The following is an 18,665-nucleotide window of genomic DNA, read 5'->3' as shown; positions in this document are numbered from 1 at the left end:
GATGGGCGGTTGGTCTTGTCCGGTTCAGAATGCCCGCGCGGCGGCGGCGGGGCAAGCGGGTATCTTGGGTCAGCCCCGGGATTCGGGCCGCAATCCACCCGGCCATCGCTCGCAAAATCGCCACAATTGTTGGCCATACCGCGCGCAATCCTTGGGCCATCGTCCGGCCCGACGTATTTTATCCCGGCCGGCAGCACGCCGCGCCAGCTGTCATATATGGGGTACCGCATGAAGGCGATGATTTCCGACCTGCTTTATTCGCGCGAGTTTCGCAATTCCATGGCCGGGGCGCTGACCCGCAAGCTGATCCGCGCCACCGCGTCGCGGATGAAATATTCGGTCGATTTCCAGGTCGACATGCTGGCCGTCGAGCGCCCGCATTACGCCTGGTGCATGCTCAATGCCGCGCGGCTGGGCAAGGCGCTGGGTCATGACCGGATCTCAGCCATCGAGTTCGGCGTCGCCGGCGGCAACGGGCTGGCCTACATGTGCGACTTTGCCGAACAGGTGAAGGCGGTGACCGGGGTCACCGTCGAATGCTACGGCTTTGACACCGGCGCCGGCATGCCGGAGCCGGAAGGCGCCTATGACCTGCCCTATTGGTTCGCCGCCAAGCAATACCGGATGGACCAGGCCGCGCTGCAAGCCCGGGTGCCGCAGGCCAAGCTGGTGATCGGCGACATCCGCGAAACCATCGCCGGCTTTCTCGATGCCCACAAGCCCGCCCCGATCGGCGTGATGTTCAATGACACCGATTACCATTCCTCGACCCGCGAAAGCTTTCACATCTTTGACGAAGTGGCAGAGAAGCCCGAACATTTCCTGCCGCGGATCTTCATGTATTTCGACGATGTTCTCGGCTCCGAGCTCGAAATGTACGGCGAACACAATGGCCAGCTGCGCGCCATTGCCGAATTGAACGCCGGGCAGGAGGCGATCCGCATCCACCGCAACCAGAACCTGATCCATCAGGATTACCTGCCGTACCGCCACCAGATCTATTATGGCCACCTGTTCGAGCACCCCGATTACAACCGCTACATCGGCGAAGGCCGTCAGGAAGCGATCGAAGGTCTGCTGAAGCTCCGGGCGTGAGCGGCACTCACTGACAGAGCCGGAAGCCGCTGCTCCGGGCGATCACGTCCAGGTGCAGGTGATCGGAATGGGTGGCATCCGTCCCCGGCCCCAGCACCGTGGTGAAATGCAGGCAGGCCGTGGCGCGCACCGTATCCTGGAACGCCTCGGCCATGCCGCCGTCACGTTCACGTGGCTGGATCGGGATCGGCGCGCCGGACGCGAAGCGGAAGCCGGTGATATCGATGCCATTGCCGACCGCATGTTCCGACAGCTTGCCATCGGGCTGCGAATTGCGGCGGCGGCAGATGTAGCTGCTGCCCTGGTCGATCGCCGCCAGCGCCCCGCGCTCGGGCAGCCTCTCTGCCGCCGGAATGACAAAATCCTGCACCCATTGCCCCAGCGCCAGCGCGGTTTCGCAGCGCATCTGGCCCGCCGGCTCCAGCGCCACCCCGCCCGGCAGGGCGCTGACCTCGACCGGCTGGCGGATGCCGCAGGCGGCATCCTCTGGTTCACTGATCGGGGCAATCGTCTGATATTGCACGCCAAGGAGATCGAGCGCGGCAAGACAGGCCGCCAGCTCAGCCGTCCCCATGGCGATGCTGTCGGGTTTCGGCGGCGTCTCTGGCGCCAGACCTTGCCCGGCGGCGAGCGGCGCGTCGCGGCCCGGTTCATCGGCATCGGGCGTGCCGGCGCGGTCAGCAGGCCGGGCCTGCGGTTTCAGGGAAGTCTCGGGCGGCACCTCGGGCCGGGCGGGCGCGTCCGCCTCCTGCGCCACGACGGGAAAGGCGACCAGCGCCGCGACCAGAACCGCGCCCCACATCCCGCCAGATTGTGACACCCGGTCGCCAGCCGCCGCCGCCGACGGCATGTGTCGCGGCCGCGCGTCCTCGCGCGGCGCTGGCCGGGCCGGAGGCGAACTCACATAAGCGGTGTGGCGGTTTCGGCGTATCATGGCCGGTCAACGCCGGGTTTCGCCTCGGGTTCCCGTCCAGGCCGGCCGGTGGCGACGACCTGCCGAAGCCGCCCTAGCCGATCAACGTCCGCGCCTCGCGGAACGACAGCAGCCGGCGGCTGTCTTCGTCCCAAAGATGAAGGCGCGCGTTCTGAAAGCTTTCGCGGATCGTCATCCGGTTGCCGGTGGCCAGATCTGCGTGATCGCGCAGCACACGCGGCAGGCGATAGAACGGGATGCGGCTGTGCAGGTGATGCACGTGGTGAATGCCGATATTTGCGCTCAGCCATTGCAGCACCGCCGGCATCACGTAATGCGAGCTGCCATGCAGCGCGGCATCGTGCAACTGCCAGTCTTCCTCGGCCTCCCAATGGGTGGTCTCGAACTGGTGCTGCACATAGAACAGCCAGACCCCGGCGGTGGCGGCCAGCAGCGTCGAGGGCAAGAAGATCAGCAGGATCGGCATCAGCCCGCCAAACCAGAAGATCAGCCCCAGCAGGGCGAGGATCGCCGCATTGGTGCACATCGCGCTGATCCAGTAGCGCGCGGTCTCCATCAAGCCGAGCGGCAGGCGGTTTTGCAGAAAGAACAGATAGCCCGGCCCCAGGCCGAACAGTACCAGCGGATGACGATAAAGCCGGTACATCAGCCGGTTGTAAGGCGTCAGGTCGCGATATTCCGCCACGGTCAGGGTGTGGATATCGCCCATGCCGCGCCGGCCGAGATTGCCGGCAGAGCTGTGGTGAATCGAATGCGACCGCCGCCAGACGTCATAAGGTGTCAGCGTCAGCACGCCGAGCACCCGGCCCAGCCAGTCGCTGAGCGTGCGGTTGCGGAAAAACGCGCCATGGCCGCAATCGTGCTGGATGGCAAAGAGCCGCAGCAGAAAGGCCGCGTTGAGCGACGACAGCGCCAGCGTCAGCCAGTAGCTCACCCCGAGCGACCACCAGGCCAGCGCCCAGAGCAGCACGAAGGGCCCGATGGTCACCGCCAGCTCGAACCAGCTGCGCGTGGTATCGGGATCACGGTATTCCGAAAGGAGTTTGACCCAGTCGCGCGCGGCGCGCGGTTCGGGGGATCGCCGGGGCGATTGCGGTGTCTCGGTCATGCGCCTGCTTGCTCGTTGGTTGGCCGGCTTCATAGAGCAATAACCCAAGCATGCAAACGTTAGCTTAACGTCATCCGGCTCTGCGGCGCGGCTCTACAGCGGATCGATGTCGCCCTGGGCCCGCTGGGCATGGAACTCGGACGCCCATTGGGCAAAGCCGCCCTTGGCGATGGCGGTGCGCATTCCGTCCATGAGTTCCTGGTAATAATGCAGGTTGTGCCAGGTCAGCAGCATCGACGAGATGATCTCCTGGCTGCGGAACACATGATGCAGATAGGCCCGCGAATAGTTGCGGCAGGTCGGACAGCCGCAGCTTTCGTCCAGCGGCCTGGGATCGTCCTGATGGCGCGCGTTCTTGATGTTGAGCTGGCCCAGCCGGGTAAAGACCTGCCCGGTGCGCCCCGATCGCGACGGCAGCACGCAATCCATCATGTCGACGCCCCGCGCTACCGCGCCGACGATATCGTCGGGCTTGCCCACCCCCATGAGATAGCGTGGCCGGTCCTCGGGCAATTGTCCGGGCGCGAAATCGAGACAGCCGAACATCGCCTCCTGGCCTTCGCCCACCGCCAGCCCGCCGATGGCGTAGCCGTCAAAGCCGATCTCCCGCAAGGCCTCGGCGGAGTGCTGGCGCAGGTCCTGCTCCAGCCCGCCCTGCTGAATCCCGAACAGCATGTGCCCGGGGCGGTCGCCAAAGGCCGCTTTCGAACGCGCGGCCCAGCGCATCGAAAGCTCCATGCTCTCGGCGATCCGGTCGCGGTCGGCAGGCAGGGCCGGGCATTCATCGAAACACATCACGATGTCAGAGCCCAAAAGCCGCTGGATCTCCATCGAACGTTCCGGGCTGAGCATGTGTTTCGAGCCGTCGATATGCGATTTGAACGACACGCCCTGCTCGGTCAGCTTGCGCAGGCTCGCCAGGCTCATCACCTGAAAGCCGCCGCTGTCGGTCAGGATCGGCCGCTGCCAGTTCATGAAGACATGCAGCCCCCCCAGCCGGTCGATGCGCTCTGCCGTAGGCCGCAGCATCAGGTGATAGGTGTTGCCCAGCAGGATATCGGCCCCGGTCTCGCGCACGCTTTCCGGCAGCATCGCCTTGACGGTGGCGGCGGTGCCGACGGGCATGAAGGCGGGGGTGCGAATATCGCCCCGCGGGGTCGAGATCACCCCGGTGCGGGCGCGGCCATCACTGGCGTGAAGCGTGAAGGAGGTCTGTGTCATGCGCCCGGATTTGCCCGGTTTGACGGCATTTGTCGAGAGCGCGGATTTGACCCGCGCCGGCTCTGCCTTAGCTTGCAGCCCATGCATGATGATCCCAGCCCCCTGCCCGTTCTTTCCTTGCTACATCGCCCCGTAATCGCTACCGCTGCCCCGCACGGCAACCGGGGGCATGAAACATGAGCGAAGAGATCAAGCTGGGATGGGAAGAATGGGTATCGCTGCCCGACCTGGGCCTGCCGGCGCTGCGCGCCAAGGTCGACACCGGCGCGCGCACCTCGGCGCTGCACGCCTATGAGATCGAACGCTTCGGCCCGGCGTCCAAGCCCAAGGTCCGCTTTGCCGTCCACCCGATCCCCGGCCGGGACGATCTCTCGATTCCCTGCTCGGCCGAGATCATCGACCGGCGCGAGGTGATCTCGTCCAACGGCGAGGCCGAAAGCCGCTACGTCATCGCCACCAACCTCAAGGTCGGCGACAAGTCCTGGCCGATCGAGGTCACCCTCACCGACCGGCGCGGCATGTCCAACCACATGCTGCTGGGCCGTCAGGCGCTGGCCGATCAGGTCACCGTGGTGCCCTCCGAGAAGTTCCAGCAGCCCGAGCTCAGCTTCGACGTCTACCACTCCACCCGCGTGCGCAAGATGGCGCCGAACCGGGCGCTGCGCGTCGCCGTGCTGAGCCGCGAACAGAACTACTCCACCGCGCGTCTGGTGGCCGAGGGCGAGGAGCGCGGCCATGTGGTCGAGACCATCGACACCACCCGCTGCTACATGGCGATCAATGCGCTGTCGCCCGACGTCTACTACGACGGCAAGCGCCTGCCCCGCTACGACGCGGTGATCCCGCGCATCGGCGCCTCGGTCACCTCCTACGGCACCGCCGTGGTCCGCCAGTTCGAGACCATCGGCACCTATTGCATCAACGGCAGCCAGGGCATCACCCAGAGCCGCGACAAGCTCTGTGCCCACCAGCTCATGGCGCGCCACAAGATCGGCATGCCCAACACCGCCTTCGCCGCCTCGCCCAAGGACACCGACGGGCTGATCGGGCTTGTCGGGACGGCACCGCTGATCGTGAAACTGCTGGAGAGCACCCAAGGCAAGGGCGTCGTGCTAGCCGAAACCAAGAAGGCCGCGCAATCGGTGATCGACGCCTTCCGCGGGCTCAAGGCCAACTTCCTCGTGCAGGACTTCGTGAAAGAAGCCGCGGGCGAGGACATCCGCTGTCTGGTGGTGGGCGGCAAGGTTGTGGCGGCGATGAAGCGCACCGGCGCCGAGGGCGATTTCCGCTCCAACCTGCACCGCGGCGGCTCGGCCGAGGTGGTCCGCATCTCCCGCGCAGAGCGCGAGGCGGCGGTCAAGGCGGCCCGTGTCTTCGGGCTGAAGCTGGCGGGCGTGGACCTGCTGCGCTCCGAGGCCGGCCCCAAGGTGCTGGAGGTCAACTCTTCGCCCGGTCTCGAGGGCATCGAGAAGGCCAGCGGCAAGAACATCGCCGGTCTGCTTTACGATCACATCGAGACCCATGTGCGGCCGCAGCCGGTGCGGCGGCGGAAGACGGATTGAAATCACGCCACGCGCCTTGCCGGCGGGCTGCCTGCCCGCAGGCGCATTGTTCAGCGGTCGGATGGGCCCGGCGGGCATAAACCGTTTCGGCACACGCCGAGGATCGCCGCGCCGCGACCCGGGGATGTGCGGCTTCGGGACGTCTTGAGAAATCAGACAGTTCTCATGAAAGCGCCCTTCCCCGCCTCCCTTCGAACGTTATACTGACCACAGCTTTACAAAACGATCCGCCCGCGATTTCGGGCCTCAGACCCGGAGCTCGCAGAGAACCCATGGAAGACGTGATCCTCCCCCTGTTGCAGGACAATCTGGTGATCCTGCTGGCGGCGCTGTTCCTGATCCTCGTTGTCGTGCGCGGGGTCAAGATCGTGCCGCAATCCGAGAAATTCGTCGTCGAACGCTTCGGCCGGCTGCATGCGGTGCTTGGCCCCGGCATCAACTTCATCGTGCCCTTCCTCGACCGGGTCGCGCACCGGATTTCGATCCTCGAACGGCAGCTTCCCACCCATTCGCAGGACGCCATCACCTCGGACAACGTGCTGGTGCAGGTCGACACCTCGGTGTTCTACCGCATCATCGAGCCGGAAAAGACCGTCTATCGCATCCGCGACATCGACGCCGCGATCGAGACCACGGTGGCCGGCATCGTCCGCGCCGAGATCGGCAAGATGGAGCTCGACCATGTGCAATCCAACCGGTCGGCGCTGATCGACACCATCAAGCACAGCGTCGAGGACGCGGTGGACAACTGGGGGATCGAGGTGACACGGGCCGAGATCCTCGACGTCAATCTCGATCAGGCGACCCGCGAAGCGATGCTGCAACAGCTCAATGCCGAACGCGAGCGCCGGGCGCAGGTGACCAAGGCAGAGGGCGCCAAACGCGCGGTCGAACTGAACGCCGATGCCGAACTCTATGCCGCCGAACAGACCGCCAAGGCACGCCGCATCCAGGCCGACGCCGAGGCCTATGCCACCGCGGTGGTGGCCCAGGCGATCTCCGACCACGGCATCGAGGCGGCGCAATACCAAGTGGCGCTGAAACAGGTCGAGGCGATGGCCGGCCTAGGCGCCAGCGCCGGCAACCAGACGGTGGTGATCCCGGCGCAGGCGCTCGAGGCCTTCGGCGATGCCTTCAAGCTGCTCAAGGGCCGGGCGTGATGGCGGAACTGGTCAATACATGGTGGGTCTGGCTGGCGGCGGCGCTGGTGCTGGGCAGCCTCGAGGTTCTGGTGCCCGGCTTCGTCTTTCTCGGCTTCGCGATTGGCGCGGCGCTGGTCGGGCTGGCGATGCTGGGGCCGCTGGCCTGGCTGTCACCAGCGATGATCCTGCTGGTCTTTGCGGCCCTGTCACTGCTGGCCTGGCTGGTGCTGCGACGGCTGTTTTCGCTGCCCAAGGGCCAGGTCAAACATTTCGACCGCGACATCAACGACTGACGTCTCGGTCCCCGGCCCGCCCCGGCGCCGCTGCCGAGGCCTCGGTCTTCCCCGGCTCGGGCCGAGAGGCCCCGGGTCAGGCCCGGGGCGCGCGTGCTGCCGGGGCATCGGCCCCTCTGGACCCTGCCGCCCCCATTCCCTATATGTTTGGTAAGAAATCAAACGAGGCCCCGTGATGAATGACGCCACCGCGCCAATGGAAGGCGCGCCGCTGATCAAGCCTTCGAGCACCGAACACCCGCTCTACGACAATATCGTCGAAGCCTGCCGGACGGTCTATGATCCCGAGATCCCGGTGAATATCTACGATCTCGGTCTGGTCTACACGATCGAGATCAGCCCCGAAAACAAGGTCATGATCATCATGACCCTCACCGCGCCGGGCTGTCCGGTAGCCGGGGAAATGCCCGGCTGGCTGGTGGATGCGGTCTCGCCCGTCGATGGCGTGCAGGAGGTCGATGTCGAGATCACCTGGGATCCGCCCTGGGGCATGGACATGATGAGCGACGAGGCCCGGCTCGAGCTGGGGTTCATGTAGGCGCCGATGACGTCGCAGAAGGCGCGCATGCAGGCCGGCGAGCTTTATGATGCCGGCGATCCCGAGTTGGCGGCGGCGCGGCAGCGCGCCCAGAGCCTGATGCGCGACTACAATGCCACGATCTACGGCGAAGGCGCGGCCCGCGCCGCCATTCTGGATGAACTTCTGGGCCGCCGGGGCGACGGCTGCGCCCTGCGCGCCCCGCTTTTTGTCGATTACGGCTGGAACGTGTTTCTGGGCGACAAGGTGTTTCTCAACTATGGCTGCGTGCTGCTCGATGTCTGTCCGATTACCATCGGCGACATGACCCAGATCGGCCCTTATGTGCAGATCCTCACCGCCGATCACCCGCGCGACGCGGAAACCCGCGATCGGGGGCTGGAATTCGGCCGGCCGGTGACCATTGGCCGCAATGTCTGGATCGGCGGCGGCGCGATCCTTCTGCCCGGCGTCAGCATCGGCGATGACGCGGTGATCGGCGCCGGCGCCGTTGTCACCCGCGACGTGGCCGCCGGCATCACGGTTGGCGGAAATCCGGCCCGCCCGCTTGTTTCGCGCCGGGTGCAGGCTTAGGTAAGGCGCAAAGGAGACCCGCTCATGTTTGGCATCCCCGGCAAGCAGGCCGTGACCATGACCCCCGCCGCGATCCGTCAGATCGTGAAGCTGATGCAGCAGAAAGGCCATGCCGGCCTGCGCGTCGGCGTCAAGAAAGGCGGTTGCGCGGGCATGGAATACACCATGGATTTCGCCGACGAGATCGGCGAAAACGACGAGGTGGTCGATCAGGACGGCGCCCGCGTGATGATTGCGCCGATGGCGCAGATGTTCCTCTTCGGCACCGAGATCGACTACCAGACCTCGCTTCTGGAAAGCGGCTTCAAATTCAACAATCCCAATGTCGAAGACGCCTGCGGCTGCGGCGAATCGATCAAGTTCAAGGATGTCGAGGAGCTGGCCGAGGAATTCCCCGACGGCATTCCGAAGCTGAGCTGAGCCGGGCCGCTCCGCCGGCCGCTCATTGCCCGGTCAGCCGTGGGTCATAGGGATAACGTGACAACAGTTCATAACCGGTCTCGGTGATCAGCACCTGATCCTCCAGCTTGATCGAGAAATCGCCACCCTCAGGGCTGATCAGCGCCTCGACACAAAGCGTCATGCCCGGTTCCAGCGCATAATCGAAGGCGCCGGGCATCGTGTGATCGGGATAGGCCACCAGCGGCCATTCATCGCAGAGCCCGACACCATGGGCCAGACAGCTGTATTTCTGCATCTCGAACTCCGGCCGCAGGCGGTGGCAATTGCGGCTCAGATCCTCGATCTGCACGCCCGGCCCCAGCATGTCCATGTTGCTTCGGATGTGGTCGAGCCCGTGGCGCATCGCGTCGACCATGTCGGGCCGTGGCGGCCCCGGGTCGATCCACCAGGTCCGGCTGATGTCGGTGCAGAAGCCATAGGCGCCCACCAGATCGGTGTCGAAGGCGAAGATCTCGTTTTCCTGCACGATCCGGCCGCCGCATTCCTGAAACCAGGGGTTGGTGCGCGGCCCCGAAGTCAGCAGCCGCGTCTCGATCCATTCGCCGCCCCGGCGGATGTTCTCGGCATGCAGCACCGCCCAGATGTCATCTTCGCTCACATCGCCGCGCGGCACCTCTGCCCGGGCAAAGCGCTCCATTTCGGCCATGGCCGCCTCGCAGGCATGGATCGCGCAGCGCATTGCGCGGATCTCGTCCGCCCCCTTGATGCTGCGGGCCTTTTCCGTGGCCTCTTCGCCGGGGAAGAGGCGTATGCCCAGCCCCTCCAGCGCCCGCAGCCCGTGCTGCATGATCTTGTCCACCCCCAGCCGCATCTCGCCGCCGCCATGGTCAGCCAGCAGATCGCGCACCTCGCCTGCAAAGACCGTCGCTGCCGCCTCCAGCCCGTCGCCGCGGCTGAAGTAGAACAGATCGGCGCCCGAGCGCTGTTCGCGCACCAGCGGGTTGAAGCCGGAAAGAAACGGCGCCACCCGGTAATCCCAGATCACCATGTAGCCGTCGGCACAGACCAGCACGGCGCGGAACGGGTTGTGGGTGTTCCAGAGCTGCATGTTGGTGCTGTCGGTGGCATAGCGGATGTTGAGCGGATCGAAGATCAGAAGCCCGCCCCAGCCGCGCGCCTGCACCGCCTGCACCAGACGCTGCCAGCGCCAGCGCCGCATCGCCTGAAGATCGGGCAGCGCCAGCCCCGCCGCCGCCCATTCGTCATAGGCCAGCCGCGTCGGCCCGATCTCGACCCGATCAGCATCGTTGGGCGTGTTGTCGGCCAGCCGCCGCCCCCGGCCCGGATCGATCTTGCGCCGGGTGCTGTAGGGTTCGAACCTGTCCTTGCTCATGGGGCCTCCGGGATCGCTCGCACCGAGTATGACCCGATGCCAGACGCCCCGATGCGCCGGATTGCGACCTGTCGGGGCGGCGGAAACGACCTGCCGTCCGCCTCAGCCCTTCAGATGCAGGTACGTCTCGTTGAACCGCTTGGCGAGGTGATCGCCGGCGCGGATCACCACACCCGAGCCCGGCGGCGCGACATTGGCGTCATGATTGGGGTTGAAGAACATCGGCACCGAGATTCGCTCCTGCTCGGAGCCCTTCACCCGATGCAGCGTCGCCACCACCTGCCCCTCGGTCCACATCTCGAGCATTTCGCCGAAATTGATGATGAAGCTGCCGGGCTGTGCCGCGACCGGCAGCCAGCGCCCGTCGCGGGTCTGCACCTCGAGCCCGGGCACCCCGTCGGTGGCCAGCAGCGTCAGACAGCCGTAATCAGTATGCGGGGCGATGCCGAAATCCTTTTCGCCGGCCCAGGTCGGGCGTTCTGGATAGTAATTGCCCCGCAAGAGCGCCATCGGCCGGGTGAACTTGTCGTCGAAATAATCCTCGGGCGCGTCGATGGCCCGCGCGATGCCGCGCAGCATGTCGCGCGCCACGACCAGCGCATCGCTGTAATAGGCCTGCACGATGCGCCGGAACCGCGCGGGCCGCGCCGGCCAGAGGTTGTCGGCATAGACCGGCAGATCAAGGCCGCGCAGCGGATCGCCCGCCGCCAGTTCAAAGCCGCAATCGAAGACCTGCTTGTAATCGGGATTGGCGCCGGGATCGACCTGTTCGCTCTGCGCCGCGCCCCAGCCCCGGTTCGACCCGGTGCGCGCCATGTCGACCGCACGTTTCTCGGCCTCGGGCCGGCGAAAGAAATCGCGGTAGGCGGCGATCACCGCCGTCACCCGGGCCGCATCGAGCGCGGTACCGGTCAGGACGAGAAAGCCGATCTCCTGCGCCGCCACCCGCAGGGCATCGAGCGTCAGCGGATCGCCCGCGCGCAGCGAACAGGCGTCGATCCTCGGTATCATGCTGGCGCCTCCCTTGCCGGCCGGCCGCTGTGCGTCGGGCCCCTGTGCCTCGGCCCCCTGTGTTTCAGAACCCCCGCGGTCCTGCAACCGGGGTTGACCTTTGGCCGGCAGCGGCAATGATGCGCGCCAATCAAACCAGAGGAGTGGTCATGCGCAGAAAACTTGCCGCCGGCAATTGGAAGATGAACGGAACCTCGGCCGAGCTCGCCCGGCTGACAACCCTGGCCGAAAGCCACGGCTCCGCCGGCTGCGACGTGCTGATCTGCCCGCCCGCCACCCTGCTCAGCCGCGCCGCCGAGGCGCTCTCGGGCAGCGCCATCGCGGTTGGCGGACAGGATTGCCACGGCGCCACCAGCGGCGCCCATACCGGCGACATCTCGGCCGGGATGCTGAAGGACGCTGGCGCCAGCCACGTGATCCTCGGCCATTCCGAGCGCCGGGCCGACCATGGCGAAGGCGATGCCCTGGTGCGCACCAAATCCGAGGCCGCCATTGCCGCCGGGCTGACCGCGGTGATCTGCCTCGGCGAAAGCCTCTCAGAGCGCGACGCCGGGCAGACGCTCGACGTGATCGGCACCCAGCTCGAAGGTTCCACCCCCGATGGCGCCAGCGGCGCGCGCGTGGTCATCGCCTATGAGCCGGTCTGGGCGATCGGCACCGGCAAGGTGCCCACCACCGATCAGATCGGCGAGGTGCATGATTTCATCCGCGCGGGCCTCACCCGCTGGTTCGGCGCCGAGGCCGGCGATGCCATCCGCATTCTCTACGGCGGTTCGGTCAAGCCGGGCAATGCGGCCGAGATCTTTGCGGTCTCGAATGTCGACGGTGCGCTGGTGGGGGGCGCCAGCCTGAAGCCTGAGGATTTCGGCCCGATCATCGACACCCTCGAGGCCAGCGCGGGCTGAGACTGCGGCAGCGAGGGGCCAGCCCCTCGCGCTCCCCGCGGTATTTCCGGCAAGAGGAAAGCAGACTGCAAAGGCGACGCCCGGATGGAGCGTCGCCTTTTTGGTTTGTCGGGAACAGGCGCGCGGCGGCGCGGGCGCAGGTCTATTGAACCACGATCTCCGGCCCCATGAAGGTGGTGGGAAGCCAGGTCGAGAGCCAGGGGATGTAGGTCACCATGATCAGGAAGACAAAGAGCACCGCGAGGAAGGGCAGCGCCGCCTTGACCACCCGCATCATCGGCATCCCCGCCACCCCGGAGGTGACAAAGAGGTTGAGGCCGACCGGCGGTGTGATCATGCCGATCTCCATGTTGACGACCATGATGATCCCGAGGTGGATCGGGTCGATGCCGAGTTCGATGGCAATCGGAAACACCAGCGGCGCCACGATCACGATAAGCCCCGAGGGCTCCATGAACTGACCGCCGATCAGCAGGATCACGTTCACGATCACCAGGAACATCACCGCGCCGAAGCCCGCCGCGAGCATCGAGGCGGCGATCTGTTGCGGGATCTGCTCGTCGGTCAGCACGTGTTTCAGGATCAGCGCATTGGCGATGATGAACATCAGCGTGACCGTCAGCTTGCCGGCCTCGAACAGCGTGTCGCGGGTGTCGCGGTGCACGAAGGCGGTGACCAGCGCGATGGGTTTCTGCATCAGCGACAGGTTGCGCTCGCCCTCGGGACGCGACAGCGGCCCCATGTCACGATAGACGAAGGTGGCGATGAAGAAGGCATAGACCGCCGCCACCGCCGCCGCCTCGGTCGGGGTGAAGATGCCGCCGTAGATGCCGCCCAGGATGATGACGATGAGGAACAGGCCCCAGCCGGCCTCTGCGCCGGACTCGAAGACCTCGCCCCAGCCCTTCCATTCGCCCTTGGGCAGCGCGCGGATGCGGGCGATGATGTAGATCGTCACCATCAGCATGGTGCCCGCCATCAGCCCCGGAATGACACCGGCCAGAAACATCCGCCCGACCGACACATCCGTGGCGGAGGCATAGACCACCATGACGATGGAGGGCGGGATCAGGATGCCCAGGGTGCCGGCGTTGGCGATCACGCCGGCGGCGAAATCCTTGGAATAGCCGACCTGGCGCATGCCGGCGATGACGATCGAACCGATGGCCACCACGGTTGCCGGCGACGAGCCGGAGAGCGCGGCAAAGAGCATGCAGGCAAAGACGCCGGCGATCGCCAGGCCGCCGTGGAAATGGCCGACCAGCGCGATCGAGAAGCGGATGATCCGCTTCGCCACGCCGCCGGTCGACATGAAGCTGGACGCCAGGATGAAGAACGGGATCGCCAGCAGCGTGTAATGGCCCGCCATCGCCTGAAAGAAGGTCTGGGCAATCGAGGCCAGCGAGGTGTCCGACAGCAGCAGCAGGAACAGGATGGACGACATGCCGAGCGAAACGGCGATGGGCACGCCGATCAGCATCAGGCCGATCACCATGACAAAGAGGAAGACGACTTCCATTGGGTTATTCCTCGTAGTTCATGTGGCGGACATCATCGACGGCGTCTTCGGCCTCATGGCTGACAATCAGCCCCTCGGCCTTGTCAGTCACCAGACGCAGGAAGGCCTGGATGAAGCGAAAGAGCAGCAGCGCCGCGCCGAAAGGCAGCATGGCATAGGGGATGAAGCGCGGGATCTTCTCGTAGGCCTCGCCTTCGTTCATCGCATCGCCGAGCCAGGCGAGAAAGGCCGGCATCGGGATGTCGTTGACCTCGTACCAGGCGCGGAACGACGAACGCCCCATCTCTTCCAAGCCGGTGGGGAACCAGCGGCCGGTGGTCTGCGGCAGATTTGCGAAATTGGCCCAGTAGTCCCAGGACCCCTTGAGCAGCAGGAAGGCATAGACGATGCAGATCACCCCGGCGATCAGCGCCAGCGCCTTGCGCACCGGCCGGTCGAACAGGTTGATCACCGCGTCGACGCCGAGATGGGCGGTGACCTTGACCGCATAGCTCACCCCGAAGAGCACCAGCCAGGCGAAGAGAAAGGCGGTCATCTCCAGCCCCCAGATCAGCCCGGTGTTGAAGCCATAGCGCAAAACGACGTTGATGAAGGTGATGATGGTCATGGCGCCGAGGATCAGCGCGATGAAGGTTTCCTCGAGCTCATGGACCATGCGGCCCAGAATCCCCTTGGGTTCGTAATGGGCTGACATCGCCCGTCCCCTTTTCGTCTGGAAGTTGCCGGACACCCGGCGCGTTGCCGGCCGTGCCCCGGAAGTGAAACGGGCCGGGATCGTTGCGGATCCCGGCCCCTGTCCCCGCGGTCTGGCGGTCCCGGCCCGCAAGCGGGCCGGGTCGGCAGTGCCGGATCAGTTCATGTTATTGATCGCCTGCGCGGCGTCGATGTTCTCCTGGCCGACGTCCTCGGTGAATTCCGCCCAGACCGGCTTCATTGCGTCCACCCAGGCCTGGCGCTGATCGGCGTCGAGCTGGCGCACGGTGCCGCCGGCATCGATGATCGCCTGCTTGGCCTCGCCGTTCACCTTGGCCGATTCCGAGTTCCGGGTTTCGGTCACCTCGTCGACGATGGTGCGGAGCTGCTCGCGCACATCATCGGGCAGGTTGTCCCAGAAATCCACCGAGGTCACGAGCAGGTAGTCGAGAATGCCGTGGTTGGTCTCGGTGATGCCGTCCTGCACCTCAAAGAACTTCTGGCCGTAGATGTTGGACCAGGTGTTTTCCTGACCGTCGACAACGCCGGTCTGAAGCGCGCCGTAGACCTCCGAAAAGGCCATCGGCTGCGGCGAGGCGCCCATCGCCGACATCTGCGCCTTGAGCACGTCCGACGATTGCACCCGGAACTTCAGGCCTTCGGCGTCGGACGGCACCAGAAGCGGCTTGTTGGCCGACATCTGCTTCATGCCATTGTGCCAGAACGCCAGGCCCAGCAGGCCGCGGCGGGTCATCGATTCCTTCATCGCCTGGCCGGTTTCCGAGTTCTGGAAGGCGTCGACGGCGTTGATGTCGTTGAACATGAACGGCAGATCGAAAATCCGGAACTGTTTGGTGAAGCGCTCGAATTTCGACAGCGAGGGCGCCGCGAACTGGACGTCGCCGTTCAGCATCGCCTCGAGCACCTGGTCATCGTTGTAGAGGGTCGAGTTCGGAAAGACCTCCATGCAGGCTTTGCCGTTCATTTCCTCGTTGACGCGCTTTTCCAGCAGCGAGGCGGCAATGCCCTTGGGGTGTTTGTCGGTGTTGGTGACATGGGCGAACTTGATGACGATCTCGCCCTCTTCGCAGGCCGCCAGCGCACCGGATGCGGTGGTGACGGTCAAGGCCACGGCAGTTGCGGCGGTTGTCAGGAATGTTTTCATGGTCTCTCCTCCCGAGAATTGACGCGCCCGGAGTGCGCTCCGGACCGATGACCGTACTAGACAGCGCGGCGGGAATCCGCTCAAGAGGTTGTGATCGCAGGTGAGAATAATCCTTCAACCAACTGATTTTATTTAAATTTCAAATTTCAAGTCCGAGCACCACATGTCACCTGTGCGAAATTCCGCACAAGGTTAGCGGCAAACAGTGCGAAAATCCGCACAGGTCGGCGGGGCTGGCGAATCTCCCGCGGGGCAGTCACCCTGCTCCGCATGACGCAGCCCGAAGACATCCCGCCCGACCGGCTCGACCGGCTGCTTGCCTTTCTGCAACGGGCCGAACGGCTGAAGGATACCCTGCGCTCAGGCCGGACCGCCGAAGGGCGGCCCGAGAGCGTGGCGGCGCACAGCTGGTCGATCTGCCTGCTGGTGCTGCTGCTCGAGGACGAGATTGCCGGCGCCGACCTTTTGCAGCTCCTGCGGCTTTGCCTTGTGCATGATCTGGGCGAGGCGATCTCGGGCGACGTGCCGGCGATCCACCAGACCCCGGAGGACGACAAATCCGCCCGTGAGCGTGCCGATCTTCTGACGCTCTGCGACGGGTTGCCCGAGGATGTCACCACGCGGCTGCTCGCGCTCTGGGAGGAATACGACCGGGGCGAGACGCCGGAAGCGGCGCTGGCCAAGGGGTTGGACAAGATCGAGACCATGGTGCAGCACGTCACCGGCACGCAGCAGCCCGATTTCGACTACCTATGGAACCTCGGCTATGGCGTCAGCCGCACGGCGCAGACCGATCTCTTGCGGGATCTGCGGCATCGTGTGGACGCGATGACGCGGCGCAAGGCGGCGCAGCCTCGCGGCGGCGCCCCCTGAGCCGCCGCCTCAGCGCAAACAGACCAGCCGACGGTCCCGGATCGCGGGCAATGCGGTGGGCGGCGCAACCTCGGCTTCGGTCTCGAAATAGGCGGCCAGGCCCTGCGCCACGTCACCGAGGAAGGATTCGCAGCCCAGCCCCTCGCAGATCAGCACCTCATGCCCCTCGAGCGCCACATGCACATAGACAAGATCGCCCTCGGGCGCGACCTGGCGAATGCTGTCGCCATTGGTCAGCTTGATGGCGGGGACGAGCACGGCCTCTTCGCCGAAATAGATCTGGGCCCGCCAGTCGCGCACCAGAACCCGGTGCTGCGGCGACAGCTCGACCGCGCGGCGCGGCCGTCCCGGGCCCAGTGCCTCGGCGCCGATGCGCACCGGCCAGAACCGCCGGTCCTCGCGCACCGCGGCCAAGGGATAACGCTTCATCAGCACCTGCCGCACCTCGGCCGTGCCGCCGCCATGCAGCTTGACCCGCATGCCCGGCGCCAGCGCCTCGACCCGGACCGGGCCGGTTTCGGTGGCGATGCGGCTGCCGGCGCGGAAACAGACCGGTGTGGCCAGTTCTTCATAGGGGCGCGATCCGCCCTCGGAGGCCGACACCACCGTCAGCGGCACACCCGGCGGCGGAAAGCCCCCGGGGCCGCCCATGAAGGCCAGCCCTTCGACCGTGCCATAAGAGGCCCCGCCGCCCGGTTCGTTGATGTTGAAGCCGATCAGCGTGTAGCTGTTGCCGTCGGGATCCTGCACCACAAGCTGATATTCGGCCTCGACCCGCAGGCCGCTGTCATATGACACGCCGTCAAAGCTCTGCGCGCCGTCCAGCGTCTGGCTGCTGTCGGTGTCCTCGAAATTGTTCTCGCTGTCGTCGACGTCAATCGTTTCCCAGGCGGTGGAGTTCAGCGTGATGGTCTCGCCGACCAGATGCGAGCCGTCGCCCTGGTCGTACCCCGAAAGCTCGGCCCCCCCGGAGATCGAAATCTGCGACTCTCCCAGGGAATAGATCGTATAGCTGGGCATTTTTTACCCTTTTTTCTGACTGTTATTCATTCTGCTCGGCGCCGAGAATGCGGCATGCCGGAGGCCGGCGTCAATCCGGCCCGCGCCCTTGCCCGCGCAGCGCGGCGCAAACACCACAGGCGGGGCGGATCGGGGCTTGGTCCTCCGTCCACGGGCCGCTAGGCTGGCGGCGATGTTTCCGAGGAGGCGCGCCATGGTCCTGCGAAGCTCTGCCCTGCCCGTGACCGGCCTGTCGTGATGGGCACGCTGGCCCTGTTGTGGCGCGACAACAAGCTGCTGCTGAGCGGTTTCGTGCTGGCGCTGGTGCTGGCCGGATTCTTTGCGGTGCGGGCGGTGGGGTTCTGGATCTACTGGGCCGATCCGGCGCATCGCAATCAGGCGATCGAGCCCTGGATGACACCGCGTTATGTGGCGCATTCCTGGCATGTGCCGCCAAAGGTGGTGGCCGAGGCGCTGGGGCTCACCCCCGGCGGCGGACGCATCACCATGGCCGAGATCGCGGCGCGCGAAGGCGTGAGCCTGCCGGAAATCGCCGCCCGGGTGATCGCCGCCATCGAAGCCGACCGCGCGGCGCGCGGCGGGCCGACGCCGGGACCGCGCGGATGAGCGAGGCGCTGTTCGAGCTTGTCGCCAGCAATGGCATCTGGCTGCTGGCCGGAGCCTGTTTCCTGTCGTGCCTGCTGGTGCCGATCCCCTCGTCGCTGCTGATGCTGGCCGGCGGCGCCTTTGTCGCGGCGGGCGATCTGGAATTCACGGCAATGTTCCTCGCCACCTGGCTGGCGGCAGTGGCGGGCGATCAGACCGGCTATCTGATCGGCCGCAGCGGCGCGCCTTTGCTCGACCGGCTGTCCGCGCGCCATGCCAAACAGGCTGCGCTGATTGCCCGCGCCCGGGCACTGGTGGCGCGGCGAGGCGGGCTCGGGGTGTTCTTTTCCACCTGGCTGGTGGCGCCGCTGGGGCCTTACGTCAACTTCATCGCCGGGGCCAGCGGGCTGGGCTGGCTGCGCTTTTTGCTCTGGGATGCCGCCGGCGAGGCGATCTGGGTCGGCGGCTACATCACCCTGGGCTATGTCTTTGCCGATCAACTGGCGCAGGTGGCGGATATTGCCGCAAATGCCTCGGGTTTCCTGGCGGCGGCGGCGGTGGCGCTGGGTCTGGGGCTGCTCCTGCGGGCGCGGGTGCGCCGGGCCCGGGCGCGGGCGGGCTCGACATGAGCCC

Annotated in this window: 20 protein-coding genes; 11 read left to right on the top strand and 9 right to left on the bottom strand. The window is 65.9% G+C overall.

Translation table 11 applies throughout. The features are described from left to right. Nucleotides 1–228: 228 nt before the first annotated feature. Nucleotides 229–1,095, top strand: coding sequence for a hypothetical protein (locus AC0J5K_RS07380; protein ID WP_274564924.1), 867 nt, complete (start codon nt 229–231; stop codon nt 1,093–1,095). 7 nt (nt 1,096–1,102) lie between these two features. On the opposite strand, the gene AC0J5K_RS07375 is transcribed toward AC0J5K_RS07380, so the two are convergent. The 3 genes from AC0J5K_RS07375 to tgt form a co-directional block, all read right to left on the bottom strand. Beyond that, entirely contained in the window at nt 1,103–1,945 is an 843-nt protein-coding gene (locus AC0J5K_RS07375; protein ID WP_420398633.1) for an extensin-like domain-containing protein, read from the bottom strand. A 157-nt stretch (nt 1,946–2,102) separates the two neighbouring features. After that, complete coding sequence (locus tag AC0J5K_RS07370) at nt 2,103–3,137, bottom strand: fatty acid desaturase (protein WP_048531993.1); 1,035 nt, start codon at nt 3,135–3,137, stop codon at nt 2,103–2,105. 93 nt (nt 3,138–3,230) lie between these two features. Next, entirely contained in the window at nt 3,231–4,358 is a 1,128-nt protein-coding gene (gene tgt / locus AC0J5K_RS07365; RefSeq protein WP_074836810.1) for a tRNA guanosine(34) transglycosylase Tgt, read from the bottom strand. A gap of 176 nt (nt 4,359–4,534) precedes the next feature. Between tgt and rimK the strand changes: the two genes are divergently transcribed. The 6 genes from rimK to AC0J5K_RS07335 all read left to right on the top strand — a co-directional run bounded on the left by rimK (nt 4,535) and on the right by AC0J5K_RS07335 (nt 8,886). Beyond that, nucleotides 4,535–5,920, top strand: coding sequence for a 30S ribosomal protein S6--L-glutamate ligase (rimK, locus tag AC0J5K_RS07360; RefSeq protein ID WP_274564932.1), 1,386 nt, complete (start codon nt 4,535–4,537; stop codon nt 5,918–5,920). 272 nt (nt 5,921–6,192) lie between these two features. After that, complete coding sequence (locus tag AC0J5K_RS07355) at nt 6,193–7,080, top strand: SPFH domain-containing protein (protein ID WP_074836731.1); 888 nt, start codon at nt 6,193–6,195, stop codon at nt 7,078–7,080. Beyond that, a complete protein-coding gene (locus tag AC0J5K_RS07350) occupies nt 7,080–7,355 on the top strand; it encodes an NfeD family protein (protein ID WP_048531996.1) in 276 nt (91 codons plus the stop codon). Before AC0J5K_RS07355 ends, AC0J5K_RS07350 begins: the two co-directional genes overlap by 1 nt. Before the next feature lie 175 nt (nt 7,356–7,530). Continuing rightward, a complete protein-coding gene (locus AC0J5K_RS07345) occupies nt 7,531–7,893 on the top strand; it encodes an SUF system Fe-S cluster assembly protein (RefSeq protein ID WP_048531997.1) in 363 nt (120 codons plus the stop codon). Nucleotides 7,894–7,899: 6 nt separating this feature from the next. Then, on the top strand, nt 7,900–8,466 hold the full coding sequence (locus AC0J5K_RS07340; protein ID WP_274564939.1) for a sugar O-acetyltransferase: 567 nt from the start codon (nt 7,900–7,902) through the stop codon (nt 8,464–8,466). Between the two features lie 24 nt (nt 8,467–8,490). Continuing rightward, entirely contained in the window at nt 8,491–8,886 is a 396-nt protein-coding gene (locus AC0J5K_RS07335) for a HesB/IscA family protein (protein ID WP_274564941.1), read from the top strand. A gap of 22 nt (nt 8,887–8,908) precedes the next feature. Here the strand turns inward: AC0J5K_RS07335 and dddP are convergent, their stop codons facing one another. Both dddP and AC0J5K_RS07325 read right to left on the bottom strand, forming a co-directional pair. Next, nucleotides 8,909–10,261, bottom strand: a complete 1,353-nt coding sequence (gene dddP / locus AC0J5K_RS07330; protein ID WP_274564943.1) for a dimethylsulfonioproprionate lyase DddP — start codon at nt 10,259–10,261, stop codon at nt 8,909–8,911. Nucleotides 10,262–10,363: 102 nt separating this feature from the next. Continuing rightward, nucleotides 10,364–11,272 carry an isopenicillin N synthase family dioxygenase gene (locus tag AC0J5K_RS07325; protein WP_074836726.1) on the bottom strand — a complete coding sequence of 303 codons (909 nt, stop codon included), beginning with the start codon at nt 11,270–11,272 and terminating at the stop codon, nt 10,364–10,366. Between the two features lie 149 nt (nt 11,273–11,421). Here AC0J5K_RS07325 and tpiA point away from each other — a divergent pair, with 149 nt between their 5' ends. Then, the gene (tpiA, locus tag AC0J5K_RS07320) at nt 11,422–12,177 is read left to right on the top strand and encodes a triose-phosphate isomerase (RefSeq protein WP_274564946.1); all 756 of its coding nucleotides are present in this window, start codon (nt 11,422–11,424) and stop codon (nt 12,175–12,177) included. Nucleotides 12,178–12,319: 142 nt separating this feature from the next. On the opposite strand, the gene AC0J5K_RS07315 is transcribed toward tpiA, so the two are convergent. The 3 genes from AC0J5K_RS07315 to AC0J5K_RS07305 all read right to left on the bottom strand — a co-directional run bounded on the left by AC0J5K_RS07315 (nt 12,320) and on the right by AC0J5K_RS07305 (nt 15,554). Then, the gene (locus tag AC0J5K_RS07315; protein ID WP_074836723.1) at nt 12,320–13,696 is read right to left on the bottom strand and encodes a TRAP transporter large permease; all 1,377 of its coding nucleotides are present in this window, start codon (nt 13,694–13,696) and stop codon (nt 12,320–12,322) included. A gap of 4 nt (nt 13,697–13,700) precedes the next feature. Further along, nucleotides 13,701–14,390: a TRAP transporter small permease gene (locus tag AC0J5K_RS07310; protein ID WP_048532004.1), complete on the bottom strand. Its 690-nt coding sequence runs from the start codon at nt 14,388–14,390 to the stop codon at nt 13,701–13,703. Between the two features lie 156 nt (nt 14,391–14,546). Next, nucleotides 14,547–15,554 carry a DctP family TRAP transporter solute-binding subunit gene (locus tag AC0J5K_RS07305; protein WP_048532005.1) on the bottom strand — a complete coding sequence of 336 codons (1,008 nt, stop codon included), beginning with the start codon at nt 15,552–15,554 and terminating at the stop codon, nt 14,547–14,549. A 270-nt stretch (nt 15,555–15,824) separates the two neighbouring features. On the opposite strand from AC0J5K_RS07305, the gene AC0J5K_RS07300 reads away from it, so the two are divergent. Continuing rightward, nucleotides 15,825–16,427, top strand: a complete 603-nt coding sequence (locus tag AC0J5K_RS07300; protein WP_274564949.1) for an HD domain-containing protein — start codon at nt 15,825–15,827, stop codon at nt 16,425–16,427. Nucleotides 16,428–16,436: 9 nt separating this feature from the next. Here AC0J5K_RS07300 and AC0J5K_RS07295 read toward each other — a convergent pair whose 3' ends face one another. Continuing rightward, nucleotides 16,437–17,447: a Hint domain-containing protein gene (locus AC0J5K_RS07295; RefSeq protein ID WP_274564951.1), complete on the bottom strand. Its 1,011-nt coding sequence runs from the start codon at nt 17,445–17,447 to the stop codon at nt 16,437–16,439. A 237-nt stretch (nt 17,448–17,684) separates the two neighbouring features. On the opposite strand from AC0J5K_RS07295, the gene AC0J5K_RS07290 reads away from it, so the two are divergent. Together AC0J5K_RS07290 and AC0J5K_RS07285 are read left to right on the top strand one after the other, a co-directional pair. After that, nucleotides 17,685–18,053, top strand: coding sequence for a hypothetical protein (locus tag AC0J5K_RS07290; protein ID WP_074836718.1), 369 nt, complete (start codon nt 17,685–17,687; stop codon nt 18,051–18,053). Further along, nucleotides 18,050–18,661, top strand: a complete 612-nt coding sequence (locus AC0J5K_RS07285; protein ID WP_074836717.1) for a DedA family protein — start codon at nt 18,050–18,052, stop codon at nt 18,659–18,661. The genes AC0J5K_RS07290 and AC0J5K_RS07285 overlap by 4 nt, the downstream gene beginning before the upstream one ends. Nucleotides 18,662–18,665: the final 4 nt, after the last annotated feature.

The sequence above is a fragment of the Marinovum sp. E3 genome (assembly GCF_055755275.1).
This window is presented reverse-complemented; position numbering and strand designations above follow the sequence as displayed.